Source organism: Hymenobacter terrigena, from assembly GCF_054776515.1.
Genome location: NZ_BAAHBU010000001.1, coordinates 40,907 through 57,312 on the forward strand (window position 1 = coordinate 40,907; position 16,406 = coordinate 57,312).

Sequence of the window (16,406 nt, forward strand, 5' to 3'; positions counted from 1 at the left end):
TTGGGAAACGGCGATTACGCCGGGCCTTTCGGGCCGCTAATGGTTATGGGTATTCTCTGGTTGTCGGGCGATTACGGATTGTCAACGAGCCATTGCCAACTACCGCTTTTATCTGAGCAATTCCTATTTAAGCAGCCGCTGCGTGATCGCAGCTACACTGTTACAATCACCGCCCAATCCAGGCAGACAAGACTTCATTGTTCCATTAAGATGCTTAAATATGCTTTCGGCTTTAGTATTCTAGGACTACTGAGCCCCGCCTGTACTTCACAAGCTCCCTCAATTGGCTTTATTAATTCAACCCGTTTGATGCAGGAGTATCATGGCACTTCTGCTCAACGACAGAAAATCGCTCATTTAGCAACCACCTGGCAACGCAGCTTGGACTCCCTCACCGCAGTAGTATCCGTTCTTCGTTCACCATCCCCAGGGCAGCAGGCGCAAGTGGACCAGTACCGAAGCGAATTGCAACAAAAAATTCAGAGGCAGAGCCAGCTCTCCGACTTGGCGCTGCTGAAGGAAGTGAACATGTTTTTGAAAACCTACGGCAAGGCGAAGCACTATGATTTCATTTTGGGTGCTAACGATAGTGGGAACATTGTTTACGCAGCCGACGCGCGGGATGTAACCAATGACGTGCTAGCAGAATTAAACCAGTATTACGACCGAAATCATCTGCCGGGCTCTAAGTAAAGGGTTGCCACTAAATCCTTGCCAGCAAACCAAGAATTACCTCGTGTATTGTTAAAAATAGGTTGCCCCTGCGTCCGTGCATCTAGGCAGAAACCAGGGCAATGACCAAATAAATGCAGCGTCAAATCAATTAATCTTTAAATACTTGAGCACTACGGTGCGAATCCAGCTACGCAAACAACTTGTGCTTTATTATCCAATGATTTCCTTTTCTGCGGGCTAACACAAACACCTGTACTAGTTTGGGTATTCAACCATTCAATAGCTGACACGACCCCTTCCCAATTTGCAGTAGCATGAAACGAGTAAACTCCTTTTAAAAAGTGTTACTGCTTGTTCTAATGAAAAAAATCTACCCACTTTTAATAGCCTTACTACTGAGTTCCATTACGATCATGGCTCAGCCCATCCGCTGGGAGCGCGCCCTAGGTGGAGGTGGAACCAGCTTAGGGTACGGGGTGCGCCAAACGCCGGATGGAGGCTACGTCGTTACCGGCACCGTCGATGCGGGCCGCGGGGGTGATGTCACTGATTCATTACGCGGTGACCTGGACGTGTGGGTAGTGAAATACAATGCGGCCGGAGCAAAGCAATGGGACCGGCGCTACGGCAGCGACCGGGCCGAGTATGGCCGCAGCGTCTGGCCCACCAGCGATGGCGGCTACCTCGTGGGGGCCTGCGCGTATTGGGGTAAGGGCGGCGATTTGAGCCAGCTGCCGCATCGGCAGGCGGATTACTGGGTCCTTAAGCTTGATGCGCAGGGCCGCAAGCAATGGGACCGGCGCTTCGGCACGGATTCGGTCGACGTGCTGCAAACGGTCTGGCAGGCCGCCGACGGCAATTACATGCTGGCCGGCTACTCGGAAGCCACTGCGGCCGGTGGGGACAAAAGCCAGCCCGGCCGTGGGGACCAGGACTTTTGGGTGCTTAAACTCGACGGCCAGGGCAACAAGCTGTGGGACCGCACGCTTGGGGGGCTCTACGCCGATGCCTTAACCAGCGGGGTGCCTACTCCCGACGGGGGGAGCTTGTTGGTCGGCGACACGGGCTCCCCGGTGAGCGGCGACGTAACGCAACCCCCTCTGGCCGCCGGCTACGGCGATTTCTGGGTAGTGAAACTGGACGCTCAGGGAACAACGCAATGGAGCCAGCGGTGCGGTGGCCTCGACCAGGACATCGCGGCTGCCTGTTGCGTGGCCCCGGACGGGGGCTACGTAGTGGCCGGTAATTCGTGGTCGGGCATCGGCGGCGCGCGCACCCAGTCCAACCGCGGCGGGCAAGACTACTGGGTTGTAAAGCTATCGGCGGCCGGCGTTCTGCAGTGGGACCGAGCGCTCGGCACGGCGGCTGACGAATACACCACCGGAGTGGCGGCGCTCACCGGCGGTGGGTATGTAGTGGGGGGGTATACAACCGGTGGCGCGGATGGCGACAAAAGCCAGCCCAGCCAGGGCAGTTCGGACGTGTGGGTGGTGGGGCTAAGCGCGGCGGGCGTCCCCCAGTGGAACTTCAGCCACGGGGGCACGGGCTACGAGTCCAGCAGTGACCTGGCAACGACCGCGGACGGAGGGGTAGCGGTAGTGGGGGCGTCCGACTCCCCTGCTTCCGGCACCAAACGCTCCCCTGCCCGCGGCACAACGGATGTGTGGCTGCTCAAGCTCAATGCCAGCGGCCAGCGACAATGGGACCAGGCCACGGGCGGCGCGGCCGACGATTACCTGCAGGCCGTGCTCCCTGCTGCCGACAGGGGCTTGTGGCTGGCCGGCCAGACCCAGGGCGGGAGCAGCGCCGACCGCCGCTTTACCCAGGACGGCAACCAGCTGTTTCAGTTTTGGCTCCTGGAGCGCGACTCGCTGGGTTCCGCGCGGTGGGACACCTCTTTTGTAAGTTACCGTGACCACCGCCTGCGCTCGCTGGTGGCCACCGCCGACCAGGGCCTGTTGCTGGCGGGCACGGAGCGTAGCGGCAGCGCCGACTGGGGCGACTCACCCCTGGACGCCGACTTTGTGGCTTATAAACTCGACCGCTACCGTCGCGCGGAGTACGCCGTGGAACTGCGCGGGCTGGCCGATGACTGGCTGGCCGAAGCCCGACAGACCAGCGACCAGGGGTTTGTGTTTGGCGGCACCTCCCGTTCCGGCGCAGGCGCTGACAAAAGCGAGGCCAGCCGGGGCGGGGCCGATTTCTGGCTCGTCAAGCTCTCGCGCCTGCGCGTCAAGCAATGGGACCACCGTTTCGGCGGCAGCGGGCTTGATTCCCTGGCCACCGTGCGCCAAACGGCCGACGGCGGCTACCTGCTGGCCGGCTCTACTACCTCGCCCGTGGGCGGGGACGTGACCAGTGCAGGCCGGGGCGGGGCCGATTTTTGGGTACTCAAGCTGAGCGCGGCTGGGGCGGTGCAATGGCAGGCTCGTTACGGCGGGACTGCCGACGACTGGCTGGCGGCCGCCCGCCCCACGCCCGATGGAGGCTACCTGCTGGTCGGAACGACGGCGTCGGGGGTAGGGGGCGACATTACCGAGGCGAGCCGGGGCGGGCGCGACATTTGGGTTGTGAAGGTGAACGCGACCGGTCAGCTGCAGTGGCAGCACCGCTACGGCGGCAGCGGGGGCGAGCAAGCGGCGACCACGGAAATTGACCCGGATGGGGGGTACCTCGTGGGAGCAACGACCAATTCGCCCGTCAGCGGAGAAGTCAGCCAAGCCAGTCGAGGCGGCAGCGATTACTGGCTCCTGCGCCTGACGGCCCAAGGGCAGGTTTCCTGGGACCAGCGCGAAGGGGGCAGCGGCCACGACGAGTTGACCTGCCTGACGCCCACCCCCGGGTATGGTTATGCCCTTGGGGGATTCAGCAATTCCCCCACTGCCAGTGGCGACCATCAACAGCCGGCCAAGGATGGCTACGACTACTGGCCCGTGCTGCTCGGCTCCCGACGAGTGGTGCTCGCCACGACGCAAAGCAAAGGCGGGGCTTCCGTGACCGTCTACCCCAACCCTGCGCACGACCGAATCCAATTTGAGGGAGACCAGGTCGTGGAAACACTCAGCCTGCATGATGCGCTGGGACGGGAAGTACGGCGTTTTTCAGCTAGTGCAACGCAGACTTACGATGTGAGCCAACTGCCCAAGGGAGTGTATTTTCTGCGCGTGCGCACCAAGACCCGGGCACCTCAGATAATCCCTTTAACTCTTGAGTAAATCTACCCACTGGAGGGATTTCCAGTTTACACCTTCATTTTTTCCACTGCTTTTATGAGAATCACTACCGTCGTCTTTTTTGTGTTACTGCTTGTGGGCAGGACCAGTTACGCCCAAACAGGCACATGGCTCGGCACCACCCAGGACTGGACTGTGGGAAGCAATTGGTCCGTTGGTTCAGCACCCACCGCAACCCGCCCGGTTGTTATCCCCCTGGTAACCGCGCCCAAAGTTTATCCGGTGCTTCCAGCCGGTAAAACCGGTATGTGTCAGGCCCTGACCATTAATGCCGGGGCGTCGCTCACCGTCAACGGCCGTCTCTCCATTTACGGCGCCGCGGTCAACGCCGGCACGTTCGCCGTTGGCGGCGTCGGTACGTCGGGGCTGCGGATTGTGACCGCACGCAACGCCACTACCATCACCAACACGGGCACACTGGCCATCAACGGCACTTACGAAAACACGGGCAATTTCAACTTCACCAACAATGGAACGGTGAGCAGCAGCGATGCAGGACAGCTTACGTTTAGCAACGGATTGCCCATCACCTTCAGCGGCAGTGGCACCACCGGACTTAGCAACGTTACGTTCAGCAATACCGTGGGCGCGACCCTTACCCTATCCGCCTCATTGGCTCGGTTTGTCGATGTCCGTCGCCTGGCAACGATTCAATCGGCGGATGTAATCAGCAACGGTAAGCTGCGCTTGACCTCCGACGTAAATTCCACGGGGATGTTGTATAATAATGGCTCCGGGATAGTTACCGACAATGCCGTGGCGCAGCGTTACATCAGCACGCTCTACAATCGCAACAGCGGTTACCGCCACTATGCTTCGCCGGTCAGCGGCGCAACCTTCGCCATGTTCGAGAACGGGACCGACTTTACGGCGGTCTGCAATTCCTCGTACGCCTACCCCACCAACAACGCGCTCAAGCCTTATCCAACCGTTTTCTACTACGATGAGTCGTTGGTACCGGCAACCACGACCGACCCCACGCCATTTAGTTTTGGTTGGCTCTCAGTGGCTTCCAAGGCCCAAACCATGGAAGATGGGCGTGGGTATACGGTCCAGATTGAGGCTACTAATGCAACTACCGGGAATCCTAACACCATCAGCTTAACGGGCATTCCCCACACGGGCGACTTTTTGAGCCCAGCTTATGGGCGGGGGGGCGACCCAAACAACTCGGGTTACAATCTGGTCGGAAACCCTTATCCTGGCTTTATCGATATGAACGCTGTTATGGGGGATAACCTGGACAACTCGACCAACCAGGGATTTGACGGCGTAGTGTACAAATACCACACCACCAGTATGTACAGCGGCAGCTATCAGGCACTTTATCTGAACGATACGGGAACCGATTCGCTGAACCAGTTCTTTCCCATGATGCAGGGTTTTCTCGTGCGAAAAACCGATAACGTAGGTACTGCATCGTACCAATTCCACGATACCCAGCGGATAGGTTCTTTCGGCTATCCGACAACTAATACCACTCCGTTCTATCGTACGACACAGCCCTCCCCAGTTACTGGAATCTACCTAAATCTGCGAAATGCGAAAGACAGCAGTCTGCAGGATGAAATCCGCGTGGAATTTCGGTCCGATGCCACTGCTGGGCACGATGCACGCTACGACGCTGTCCGGCCAGGAAATAATACGGGGCTAACGCCCACCTTATTTACCGTAAACCCAGTAGGGGAAGAATGCATGCGCAATGGGCTTCCTACTCTTCAGGGAACCGTGACCGTACCGGTTGGCATGCGCACCCTACAACTCGGCCAGTCGTACGTGCTTCAACCCGCCAAGCTACTGCAACTCTCGTCGGGTCAGGTCTTTCTGGAAGACCGCCAGAACGGAACCCTACAGGATTTGACCAGCCAGCCACAGTACGTATTCAAAGCGCAGGCCACAACTTATGAGCATCGCTTTTTCCTGCGTTTTGTGAGCACAGCTGGCAGTAGCCCAATCGCAGGAGCTAAAATCTCTCCTTCACTTGAAGTGTACCCCAATCCTGGCCGGCAAGGTCAGGCGATTCAATTCAGCGCCGATGGCCTCGGCGAAGGGAGTGCCACGGCAACTTTAACTACGCCTTATGGAAAAGTAGTAGCCAATCAGCAATTCGCCATACGCAATGGGCTATTATTGGGAACGCTTCCCACCAATGGACTCAATCCAGGCCTTTACCTGCTCCAACTTACAAGCTTAGGCAAAACAACCACACAGCGCATCGAAATCCGGTAAAACCGGTGCCTTGTGTTGGTTAAAAAGGGGAGCCAGTGTGCAAGAAATCTTGCACGCTGGCTCCCCTTTTTTAGCTAATGGCAAGTAGCAGGAATATATTCCCAGTCGTACCTAACGCAATCAGACGCATTCCTCTGTCTAGTCCTTATCAACACACCCGCATCCGTTCCCAACTAAGCAGAACGGACAAGTAATGATGGCAATGCCAAAGGAGGCGAGCTGCCGCAGCCCGGTTTGCGCCACTTCCTGATTAAGCCAGTAGGTGATGGTCAATCCTTTGGCCTGGGCCCGCAGCAACCCACTCTTGTGCAGGACACTTATGTGTTGAGATACCGTGGTGCGGGGCAGGGGGGAAAGGCCTCTGAAATCTCTCCGGATAGGCGCCGTTTTCGGTCCGACATCAGCTGGAGAATCGCCAGGCGCGCCGGGTGCGCTAGCGCCTGGGCAACCCGGGCGAGGCTTTGGTGTGCGGGAGAAAAAGCAGCAGTTTTAGCCTGGGCCATAATAGTGGAAAAGCGTATGACGTAAATATACGTCATGGGTTCGTTTAGGTGAAAAGGCCTAGTTGACTCACCCCCCTATGCTTGCTCTTTAACCACAACATCCACCAACTCCCGTAGCGGCAACTGCAGCGCCCGGGCTAGGGAAGCCAGCACATCCAGGCTGGCCACCTGCGTGCCAGCTTCCATGCGCTGCACGGTGGGCCAGCTGATTTCTGCCTCATCGGCCAGGGCTTGCTGGCTGAGGCCGCGCGCCTTGCGCAAGGCGCGCAGGTGCTCACCGAAAGCCTGAATAAGAGCCGGGTTTTTCACAGCCCCGAAGGACCGGCCAGGGACGAATTATTAACTTATCGCATCCGATATAATTGGGTAGAGGGAACGTATATTTGCCAGGAGGATTTTTCTTCCTTTCCCTTGCTATGACCAGACATTTTTACGCCCTTTCCTGCCTCGCCCTCTTTCTTCTTTCCAGCTGCGAAACCCTCACCAAACACCGCCTGAGTGGCACTTATTATCGCTCTGATAAAGACAATGCCTCGGCCGTGGTGCAGAAGCTACGCTTGACCAATTCCAAATTCATCCTGACCATGCCGCTGAACGGGGACATGGCCATGGATTACTCGGTGGAAAACGGTATCATCTACGTCGGCGGGCAGCCCAGCCAAATGTGCTTCACCATCGACGGACTGGGCATTATCAGCAACAAGGGGAATTTGGGTATTGAAGGGACGTATATCAAGCAAACGGAGCAGGAATAAGTATTTTAATGTCAAATTCCTTACCTATGTCCGCAATGAACTTGCTGCCACCATCCATTGCCCAAGTATCCACCCCCCAAGCCATCTGGTATATTGCCCACGCGCTGCGCCACCAGGGCTTTGTGGTCCAACGCCGCTATTACAAGGCCAGCGAGGCGGGGCATAAGAACCACTATCGAGCCGAGTTAGTACCATTCCTGAATCCACAAGCCGTGCAAGCCGCTGGTCTCACCGTACCGGATATTATGGAATGGAGTGCGGCGCACCCGGGCAAAGTATTTACCCATCCCATCTACGGCGCCCTATGCCTGCGCTGGGGAGAGAATCCGCATGGATTCGCAGTGCATGAACTACCCGAGTCGCCTGTTACGGAGCAGCAGGTCCCATTTACCCCCCACACCTGCTGGCGGTCTGGCATCACGTACTACCAGTTGGCGATGCCTGAGGACGTAGAGCGAACGGAGCCGGTTCTCGTGGCGAGGCTGCGCGACCTGGCAGGCCTGGAGCGGCACGAATGGGAAATCGGCCAAGAGGGAGACTGGCGCGGCTGGTACGCTACGGATCGATTGGCGTTGGAGCAAGTACTCGTTTCGCTGGGCCGCACGCTGGCCCTGGCCCAGCCGAGCTGGCAGTACGGGGTATGGGTACAACTGGAGCCCGGAGACGACCAGCGCTGCCTCGTGGCAGCTTACGCCACGACCGAAGAAGCCTGGGCGCACTTTGAATCGTTGCCCAGTCCCGATTCCGAGCACCGGATGGCCTTTCCCCGGGCAACGTATGGGTGCGCGGTCAAATGGCCCGGGCAAAGCGTGGAGTGGCATGTGATGGACGGCATGCGCGTGCCGAAGCCTTACGCGCAGTATTTGCTTGAAAATAAAACGTCTTGGAAGGGGCCGGTCATGCCAGTGGCGTCGGCCGGCTCCATCAACGAAGCAGAGCAAGGGCTGTTAGGTCCAGCACCCTTCCTGACCGAGGTATTGGCCCTATCCAATTTCACGCGGCCGCAGCAAGCGGCGGAGTTGGGCTGGTCGATGCGGGAGTTGCAACGGCGGGAGAATAATCCAGCGCTGCTTACTCCCGGCCATCTTGAGCAAGTGGCGCACCTTTCAGGCGTGGCCCTGGGCCAGCTCACGGCGCAACTGAGCCAAGTACTGCAAGCGCGTGAAAAGGCCCGACGGCAGCAAGTGGCCTACGCACAGGGTACCTGCCTTGACTTGTAGAACGGAAGCAATTACTCGTCAAACGTCCATTTCGATGGGCATTAGCAGTAGAGGCATATCCTAATCTTTCCAATGCCAAGTAGCGGCGTGGGGCGCACGTGCAATTTCCTGAGTGGTTATTTGGTGCGGGCTGAAAAGATGATAGAGAAGGAGGCGCTGACCAAAATTGCCAAAGAGTAGCAAGGCGTTGCCAAGCGCGACCGCAAGCCTCACTCGCTAGAAACGGCTGCGTAGGGCAGACTAGTGGAAGAATTTTGCTAGGGTATCAATGAGAAGGGAGCTTTACCATCCTTGGTAAAGCCCCCTTCTTGTTCGGCCCGAATTTAAGTAAAGCGCCAATGAGGTTGGTTTAGCTTGACCCCTCATACAGTGCTTTATCGACCATCTCCACAAAAAACCAATGGTAACGAGGCGGTCTACTTCCGCTGAGTGTGTCAAGTATTCAGGTCCGAACGCAGTAGCATACTTGCTGCAGCGGGCCTGTAAGACACTGCCGGGTTGCTGTCGATTAGACGAGAATGTCTGAATGCGGTAGGTACTGCCGCACCGGGAACGATAATAGCGAATGTGGTTCACTAGGTGGGTATTTGGCGGCGGGTGGCGTGGCGATAATTGGCTTTTTCAACTTGCGTCCGTTGTTCAACAGCTTGCTCTTGCGTTATCAACCCACGCTTTTCGCAGCCGTTGGTAATGCTGAGTTTAAGACGCAGGCTCTCGTGATTGGGGTGGCCGGGGTCGAGGCGTCGTTGCAGCATAGTGGCAATTTGTGGCTGTGCGGCAATGGAGGCTACCACAGCGGCGTCTTGACTGGAACTAGTTGCCTTTTGGTCGCGGTGGCGATTTTCAAGGAACTTGGCCTTATCCTCAAAGTAGTCGTTGAAAATCCTATGAAACTTGCTGGAGTCCAATGAATTATAGGTTTGGATTCCCTTAAGGAGCGCGGTTTTTAACGCCAGTTGGAAGTCTTCCAGGCTTTCGCAAGGATACTTTGCCACCAAGTCGGCCGCGAGTTCCATGAGGGCCAAAGCGTCCGGTGCCTGCTTTACTTGGAAGGATTCCACGGCTGCCCGTAGTGTCATAACTACCAGTTTGATAACCGTTTTCTCATCGTGGCTCCGGATAAGCTCGCGCACTTTCGGGGCACTGAGAGCCTTTTGCTTCGTGAGACCGATTTGGAGGTCAAATAATATTTCGCGGATTTCAGGGCTGGTGGAATGGGCGAGCTCCCTAGTCGAAGCGGCTTGAGCGATAGCCAGTAGATGAGTTTGGGGAGTGGCTAGGTCCACCGCTGTGTTGCTGGACGTTTGGGGCAAGTTTGAGGCGGTTGTCACGGGCATCATTGAGCATAAATCGTTTGGCGGTGGCCACCCAGTCTTTGCGGCGCGGGGCTTCGCCGGTTTTTTTGTCGCGCCAGCTTCCCACTAACTCGTGGTAGAAAGCCAGGTCGGCGAGTTCGTAATCAGTGCCGGCAAAGGCTGCGCAGAAAGCAGCCAATCCCGCGACCTCCGACCGGTCAAAGGGGACATCCGGCGCGGGCACCTTACCTTTTTCCGCAGTCGAGGACACCCCAGATGCTTGAGCGGACGCCGCGTCGCGAATGCGAGAGGAATGAGTACCGCCTGATGGCCGACTAGCATTCTTTACAAGCTCTGGGCCTGCTACCCCCTCCTTTTTTTTTTGCGTAGCACCGCCAGTGCCGTTTCCTTGCACTGGTTTAGTAGTACTAGTTTTATATAATAAGGAGTGATGGCCCACATCTGGGCTAACCGAGGAAGAGAGATGGCCCACTTTCGGGCCAACCGGTTGGCTCACTTCTGGGCCATGCGGCTTGCCACCGGATGGCCCAGAAGTGGGCATACGGGAAGCCGTAGGATGGTCCACTTCTGGGCTAACCTCACCACCTAGCTCAACGATGGCAATGCGGGATCCTTCGTTGCTGTTTCGTGTGGGATAGTAGCCAATTAGACCCCACGCTTCTAGCTCGCGCAGGGCGGCGCTATAAGTATTTTTAGAACCGATTCGGGCTTCCTGCATGAGGAGAGGGCGCTCAATTCGTAGGCTCTTTGGAAAGCGTTCGTTATTCCACTGGTGGAACAACGCCATGTAAAGGCTCATGTGATGCGGGCGGCAAGCGGGCTCCGCGAGCAGCTTGCGGTGCGCCGCCCGCGTGTGGTGAACGTAATTCACGGACGCGGCCGAAGAGGGGCGTGAAGCTGGTGCCGGGTTCGGTTTGTAGGTACCGGTGGCAGCCGCGTAATTTCCCGGCATGGAAGCTCGTTCGTTTCCGGCCAACGCCTCGACGATGGCGGAGGTGAGATTAACGGCGGCCATGAGTCCGGGTGGCTTTGGGAGTGCGCAGATAGCTTTCGCCTTGCAAGGCGGCTAGAACTTCGGCCCGCATGAAGTAGGAGCGGGCGCCGATTTTGTGGACTCTGAGCCTGCCTTGCCGGACGTATTCATGCACTGTTTGTCTTGTTACGGACAAAAATTTTGCCGTCTCTTGGACAGTGTAAGGGTGCTGGTCTTCCTCTGACTGAGGAGCGGCCGGCAGCGCTTTGCGAACCTCTTCCTGGACTACCTTACGGAACGCATCGAGCAGTTCCTCATACGGCACTCCGCAGATTAGTATCTGTTGTTGTGGCATGTGTTTGTGTCGCCTCCCTTAAGTGGGGAAGACGACACGAAACTGCGGAACCCGACATGTAGAGGTCAAGTACGAACAAGGGTAATATGCCAAAATGAGGCGTATGAGGACTTTTTTAAATTCGGGGACCTTAGTCCATACGCGTATTTAACGTTTGGTCATCATGCCTTCCGGTCCATTTCAGGTTTCGTTTCTGGTAGCGGGCCTTAACATTCAGCCAGTCCCATTGGCAAAAAATAGCCAGTACAAGCTGCTTTTTCGCATTCTGCACTGTGGTGTCCACGTTCCACGTAATCAATTTCCAAGTGCAGTATACAGTTACCATCAGCACCAGCTAGACCTGTAGGAACGGCTCTCGCAACAAAGCCACGAACGTGCTGAGGGCGGTGTGACATCCCTGGTGATCTAGGCAGCCAGGCATTACTACACGGCACCGGGCTTCACATACCTACTCGAAGGACCTCATCTGCTTACTTAACGAATCTACCTAAACACCCCCGCCGTACACGCGGTGGAACTCCCGGCTCACCACGTCAGCCGTGATGTTGACGTAGCGCTTGAAGCTGGTCCAGCTCTTGTGCCCGGTGATCTTCATCACCAGTTCCGGACGCAGGCCTTGCTCCAAGGCAAGCGTGGCAAAAGTGCGCCGGCCGGTGTGACAGGTCAAGCGCTGCCACTTGGGAAGCGTCTCGCTCTCGCGCTTGCCGGCCCGGTAGCGAACCACCTCGACGGGGGAAGCTAATTCGGCGCGCTGCCCCAACTCTTTCAAATAACGGTTAAGCACAGGATTTGCTATGGGCCGCACCTCGCCGCTGAGCACCTTGCTAACGAGTTCGGCCGCCTCGGCGCGTAAGGGAACCGTGACCACGTCGCGCGTCTTCTGCATCACCAGTCGCAGGGTGGTGCCGTGCACGTGCTCGGGGCGGATGCTGACCAAATCCGAGTAGCGCAGACCGGTGTAGCAACTCAGCAGAAACAGCCCGCGGGCGTTGTCGAGGTACCCGCCGGCGGGCAAGGGCAGCTCTGCTAGATGGGCCACCTCCGCCGCGCTGAGCGTCATTACGTCGGGCTCACGCAGGGCCCAACGAAGGTGCGTGTACTGCGTGGTGGTGTGCAAGCCGCGCTCGGCACTCCACCGCATGAAGCGCTTCACTCGGGAGAGCACCTTGCCCACGGTGTTGTCCGTTAAATGGGCGGGCCCGATGAGGTAGGCGGTGAACTTGTCGCCGAAGGTGGGGGTGATGGTATCGAAGTCGACCGCATACCCTGTGCTTTGGGCGAACTCGCGCAAGTGGCGGGCTGCCGTGGCGTAGGTGCGGGCCGTGTTGAGCAGCCCGGCCGCACGCTTTTGTCCTTCCCAGTCGGCCAGGTGCTGCCAGAAGCTTAGAGTTGGGGCGGGAATAGTTGCGGGGAGGGCAGGGGCCGCGGGAGCAACAGCAGCCCGCAACGCTTCCGTAGTGGGCAGCGCTCCTTGTGCTCGGTGTTCGCCGTAGCAGGCCAGTAGTTGCTCCTCGATGAGTTCGAGCGCGTCATTCAAGGTGCCGTTGTCGGGGTAGCCGCGCACCTGAGCCCGCTGGTCTGCTTTGAGCCATTGCTTGGGTCGGATGCTCAGCCCAGTGGACACCTTTGTGCGCTGGCCATCGAAGCTCAGAAATGCGAAGATTGGAGTCGCCTTAGCGGCGTTGGGTTCCTTAAGCAGAAACGAGACAGTTGCCATATGTGGGAGGGGAAAAGTGCCGCTTCAAAGGTAAACATTTGTCCCCCGACTGGGGACAGCCGGGGGACAAACGGGGGACAAAAAAGACGATTCGAACCGGTATAGATCTGTCTTATCCCGACAGTGTCAAAGGTCAATATGCCTAGACAGCCTGTAACAGGGTATTTTTCGATATAACGGTGTCGGGGCAAGTCGGAGGGTGAGATTCCTAACGTGGCCACTAAAAACCCCATTTCCAAGCTGGAAGTGGGGTTTTTTATTTTATCCACTGTTGGGCCTGCATCATACAGGGTTAAGGAAATTGAAGCACCGATGAATATCAGGCGGAGAATGCTTTTCAAATAATATTTATTTCATATATTATATATTAATTGTTGATGCGGACGAGTTCGAAAGGATGAAATCCAACGCTGTTGCGCTACCGTATAGACTGAATAACAACTATTTCTCTCACTCCAAATCCCACCACCATGAACACGAAACCATTCTTCGCGGCCCTCGCCCTGACCGTCGCCTGCTCGGCCACCTGTTTCGCGCAGGAGATGAAGACCAAAAGCGACGACGAAAAGACCAAGACGAAAGCCGATGGCATGACGACGAAGACTAAAATGGCCGACGATGGCAAGATGAAAGTGAAAGGCAAGTCGGACGCCGGCGATAAGATGAAGTCCAAAACCACGCCCCGCAAAGGCGAAATGGCCATGACTAGCGATGGCATGAGCACTACTACCACTACCACCAACACTGGCGGCGTGATGGTGGGCGGAGCCATGATGACTCCCGATAAGGACATCGTGGACAATGCCGGCGGCAGCGCCGACCACACCACCCTGGTAGCCTCCGTGAAAGCTGCCGGCCTAGTCGAAACCCTGAAAAGCGCCGGACCATTCACCGTATTTGCGCCCACTAATGCTGCTTTTGATAAGCTGCCCGCCGGCACCGTGAATTCACTGGTGACGCCCGAAATGAAGCCTACGCTCACCAAAATTCTCACCTACCACGTGGTGCCCGGCCGCCTCATGGCCGCTGACCTCAAAGACGGGCAGGTGCTGACCACCGTGGAAGGCGAGCAACTGACGGTGATGAAATCCGGCAACAACGTGATGCTGAAAGATGCCAAAGGCGGCATGGCCACCGTGACCATCCCGAACGTGGTATCGAGCAACGGCGTGACCCACGTAATTGACACCGTGCTGATGCCAGCTAAGTAATTCAGCCGACTCAGGCTGCGTGACCCAACAAAAAAGCCGTCCGGACACTCCGGACGGCTTTTTTGTTGGTTGATAATTGGCAGTTATTCCAGCACCAGCTTTCGCCCGATGGTGCGGCCGTCGGCCAGGGTCAGGCGCACGGTGTAGAGGCCGGCGGGTAGCGCGGGCAGGGGCAGGGTGGCGTTGCCGGCCTGGGCGGCGGGCTGCTCCCACACCACACGGCCCAGCGCATCGAGCAGGGCAGCCCGCGCAAAGCCCGGCCCGGCGATGCTCACGGTGCCGTGGCCGTGCCCGGTAGGGGCGGGGTTGGGGTAGAGGCTGTAGGCAGCGGCGGCGCGGCTGGGGGTGGTGGCAGTGGCCACGTTATTGGTCATCACGGGGCGCATCATGATGGCGCCGCGGCCGGATACGAAATTGGTGGTGTCCCACACGCCGGCATTGTCACGGCGCAGCAGGTGCTGGGCCGGGAAGCTGTTATTGTAGTCGAGGGCGTAGGGCAGGATGCGGCCCGCCGAGGTGGATGGCTGCGAAAAGCCCACGTAGAAAATGCCCGATACCGGCACCGGCTGGTCGAAATCAATCTGATAGTACTGCGAGCCGGTCGGAATGTTGGCGGCGGAAGCCGGAATGGTGGCCGTTTTGGAAACCCGGGCGGTGGCGGCCGGGCGGCCGCTGGCATCGTCCCACACGCTGATGGTGACGGGGCGGGCATCAAAATCCAGCGTTCGGGAGCCGTTGTTCACGCTGGAGCCGGGATACACCGGGTATAGGCGCAGGCCGCGCACGTAGTCGGGCTGGTTTAGGTCGAAGCGGTAGGCGAAGGCCGACTGCTGGCCACTGGCGTAGGGCAGCAGGTTGGTAAATCCCTCGGCGCTGCCGTCGTCATACGCATAATAATTGGCCAGTTCCACGTCCCGAAAAATGGTATCGTTGGGCAGCGTGAGCGGATTTTGCTCCTGCGAGTTCAGGGCCATGGTATAGCGCAGGCGCTTGGCATCGGGGGTGGCGGGTAGGGCCACGGAACTGGCCGCGCCGGTCACGGGCGTGAGGCGGGGCAGCGTACCCAAGGGCAGGCTCCGTTGCAGCCAGGTGCCTACCACCGGGCCGGCGGGCAGTTGCTGCACGGTGCCCAGCACGTTCACGTTGAGCGGGGCCAGACTACTGCGCAGATTGCTGTAATTCACCCCCAGATTGGTGGCCAGCTCGCTGCTGGGCGGCGTGGCGGCGTTGAATTGCCAGACCGGCATCGACGTAAAGCGGCGCAGCGGACTGCGCATGCCGCCCGAAGGGTTGCCGCCGGTGAGGCCGCCCCCGGCACCCGAATCCAGAAACGTAGTATCGGCCAGGCCGGCGGTGCGGCCCCGGTCCAGCAAGATGTAGTCCACGCTCCAGTTGTCGCGGTTTTCGGAGCTGTTGCCGGTGGCGATGAACATGAACTGGAAATTGCCGTGCAGGTATCTGGCTTGGTTCAGCAGCACCACCTGCTGCCGAAAGCCGGTGCGCACGCGCTGGGCATTGTACATCCAGACCTGCTCCCAGGCATTGCCATCGGTTCTGACAAACAGCTCCAGGCGCACGGGCGTGGTGCTGCCATTGGCCCCGGGGGCGCTCACTACACTGCCGGCCTGCCAGGCAAAGCTGAGGGCCACGTTGTCGTTGACGGTGAGGCCACCCAGGTTGATGGGCTGCGATACCAGTGAGTCGAGGGGGCCGTACACGATGTTCACCTGGCCGCTGTAGCTCTGGCCATTGGCGCGCAGGCCGTCGAGGGTGGCCGCGCCCCGGGTGAGCGGCTGGATGGCCAGGCGGTTGCTCACATACGGGCCGCCCGTGGGCAGCCACTTCAGCGGGTTGGGGTTGCCATTGAGCGGAGTGGTGAAGTCGTCGAAAAAAGGCAGGCCCAAGGCCGTGGTGCCGCGCATTTGGGCCCGCTTAGCAGCCGTGGGCGCATATGCCGCCCGGCCCGGGTCGGCCAGCAGGGGCTCGGAAGGGGAGAGCTGAGCCGCCGCCGGGCCGGCACTCAGCAGCAGCGCCGGCAGTAGCAGGCGGGACAACGTGTGGAATCGTGTCATCATAAGTTAGTAGGATTTTGAGGGCCTAACGACCGAAGCATCCGGAATAGTGCATTACGACGAAGCGGTGCCCCGCGCCGCCTGGCCGGTGAAAAGTTTGCACGGGCGCGGCGACGCAAAGCACCGCTTTGCGCTGAAAATTAACAG

General features: G+C 58.4%; 12 protein-coding genes. 6 read left to right on the plus strand and 6 right to left on the minus strand.

What is annotated here, in order from left to right; genetic code table 11:
• Positions 1 to 45: 45 nt before the first annotated feature.
• From ACYU7Q_RS00160 to ACYU7Q_RS00170, 3 genes are all read left to right on the plus strand, one after another.
• Positions 46 to 693 carry an OmpH/Skp family outer membrane protein gene (locus ACYU7Q_RS00160; RefSeq protein ID WP_460607401.1) on the plus strand — a complete coding sequence of 216 codons (648 nt, stop codon included), beginning with the start codon at positions 46 to 48 and terminating at the stop codon, positions 691 to 693.
• Positions 694 to 1,088: 395 nt separating this feature from the next.
• Positions 1,089 to 3,890, plus strand: coding sequence for a T9SS type A sorting domain-containing protein (locus tag ACYU7Q_RS00165; protein ID WP_460607402.1), 2,802 nt, complete (start codon positions 1,089 to 1,091; stop codon positions 3,888 to 3,890).
• 54 nt (positions 3,891 to 3,944) lie between these two features.
• Entirely contained in the window at positions 3,945 to 6,137 is a 2,193-nt protein-coding gene (locus tag ACYU7Q_RS00170) for a T9SS type A sorting domain-containing protein (RefSeq protein WP_460607403.1), read from the plus strand.
• Positions 6,138 to 6,715: 578 nt separating this feature from the next.
• Here ACYU7Q_RS00170 and ACYU7Q_RS00175 read toward each other — a convergent pair.
• Entirely contained in the window at positions 6,716 to 6,949 is a 234-nt protein-coding gene (locus ACYU7Q_RS00175) for a helix-turn-helix domain-containing protein (protein ID WP_460607405.1), read from the minus strand.
• A 107-nt stretch (positions 6,950 to 7,056) separates the two neighbouring features.
• Here ACYU7Q_RS00175 and ACYU7Q_RS00180 point away from each other — a divergent pair, with 107 nt between their 5' ends.
• Together ACYU7Q_RS00180 and ACYU7Q_RS00185 are read left to right on the plus strand one after the other, a co-directional pair.
• Positions 7,057 to 7,395 carry a hypothetical protein gene (locus tag ACYU7Q_RS00180; RefSeq protein ID WP_460607406.1) on the plus strand — a complete coding sequence of 113 codons (339 nt, stop codon included), beginning with the start codon at positions 7,057 to 7,059 and terminating at the stop codon, positions 7,393 to 7,395.
• Positions 7,396 to 7,421: 26 nt separating this feature from the next.
• Positions 7,422 to 8,615, plus strand: a complete 1,194-nt coding sequence (locus tag ACYU7Q_RS00185) for a hypothetical protein (protein WP_460607407.1) — start codon at positions 7,422 to 7,424, stop codon at positions 8,613 to 8,615.
• A 575-nt stretch (positions 8,616 to 9,190) separates the two neighbouring features.
• On the opposite strand, the gene ACYU7Q_RS00190 is transcribed toward ACYU7Q_RS00185, so the two are convergent.
• The 4 genes from ACYU7Q_RS00190 to ACYU7Q_RS00205 form a co-directional block, all read right to left on the minus strand.
• Positions 9,191 to 9,676, minus strand: coding sequence for a hypothetical protein (locus ACYU7Q_RS00190; RefSeq protein WP_460607408.1), 486 nt, complete (start codon positions 9,674 to 9,676; stop codon positions 9,191 to 9,193).
• 166 nt (positions 9,677 to 9,842) lie between these two features.
• Positions 9,843 to 10,946, minus strand: a complete 1,104-nt coding sequence (locus ACYU7Q_RS00195; RefSeq protein ID WP_460607409.1) for a hypothetical protein — start codon at positions 10,944 to 10,946, stop codon at positions 9,843 to 9,845.
• Positions 10,933 to 11,259 (minus strand): helix-turn-helix domain-containing protein, encoded by a 327-nt coding sequence (locus ACYU7Q_RS00200; protein WP_460607411.1) that lies wholly within the window; start codon positions 11,257 to 11,259, stop codon positions 10,933 to 10,935. The genes ACYU7Q_RS00195 and ACYU7Q_RS00200 overlap by 14 nt, the downstream gene beginning before the upstream one ends.
• 487 nt (positions 11,260 to 11,746) lie before the next feature.
• On the minus strand, positions 11,747 to 12,976 hold the full coding sequence (locus ACYU7Q_RS00205; RefSeq protein WP_460607413.1) for a site-specific integrase: 1,230 nt from the start codon (positions 12,974 to 12,976) through the stop codon (positions 11,747 to 11,749).
• Between the two features lie 695 nt (positions 12,977 to 13,671).
• Here ACYU7Q_RS00205 and ACYU7Q_RS00210 point away from each other — a divergent pair.
• Positions 13,672 to 14,187, plus strand: a complete 516-nt coding sequence (locus tag ACYU7Q_RS00210) for a fasciclin domain-containing protein (protein WP_460608723.1) — start codon at positions 13,672 to 13,674, stop codon at positions 14,185 to 14,187.
• Between the two features lie 83 nt (positions 14,188 to 14,270).
• Here the strand turns inward: ACYU7Q_RS00210 and ACYU7Q_RS00215 are convergent, their stop codons facing one another.
• Positions 14,271 to 16,262, minus strand: a complete 1,992-nt coding sequence (locus ACYU7Q_RS00215; protein WP_460607415.1) for a T9SS type A sorting domain-containing protein — start codon at positions 16,260 to 16,262, stop codon at positions 14,271 to 14,273.
• Between the last annotated feature and the right edge of the window lie 144 nt (positions 16,263 to 16,406).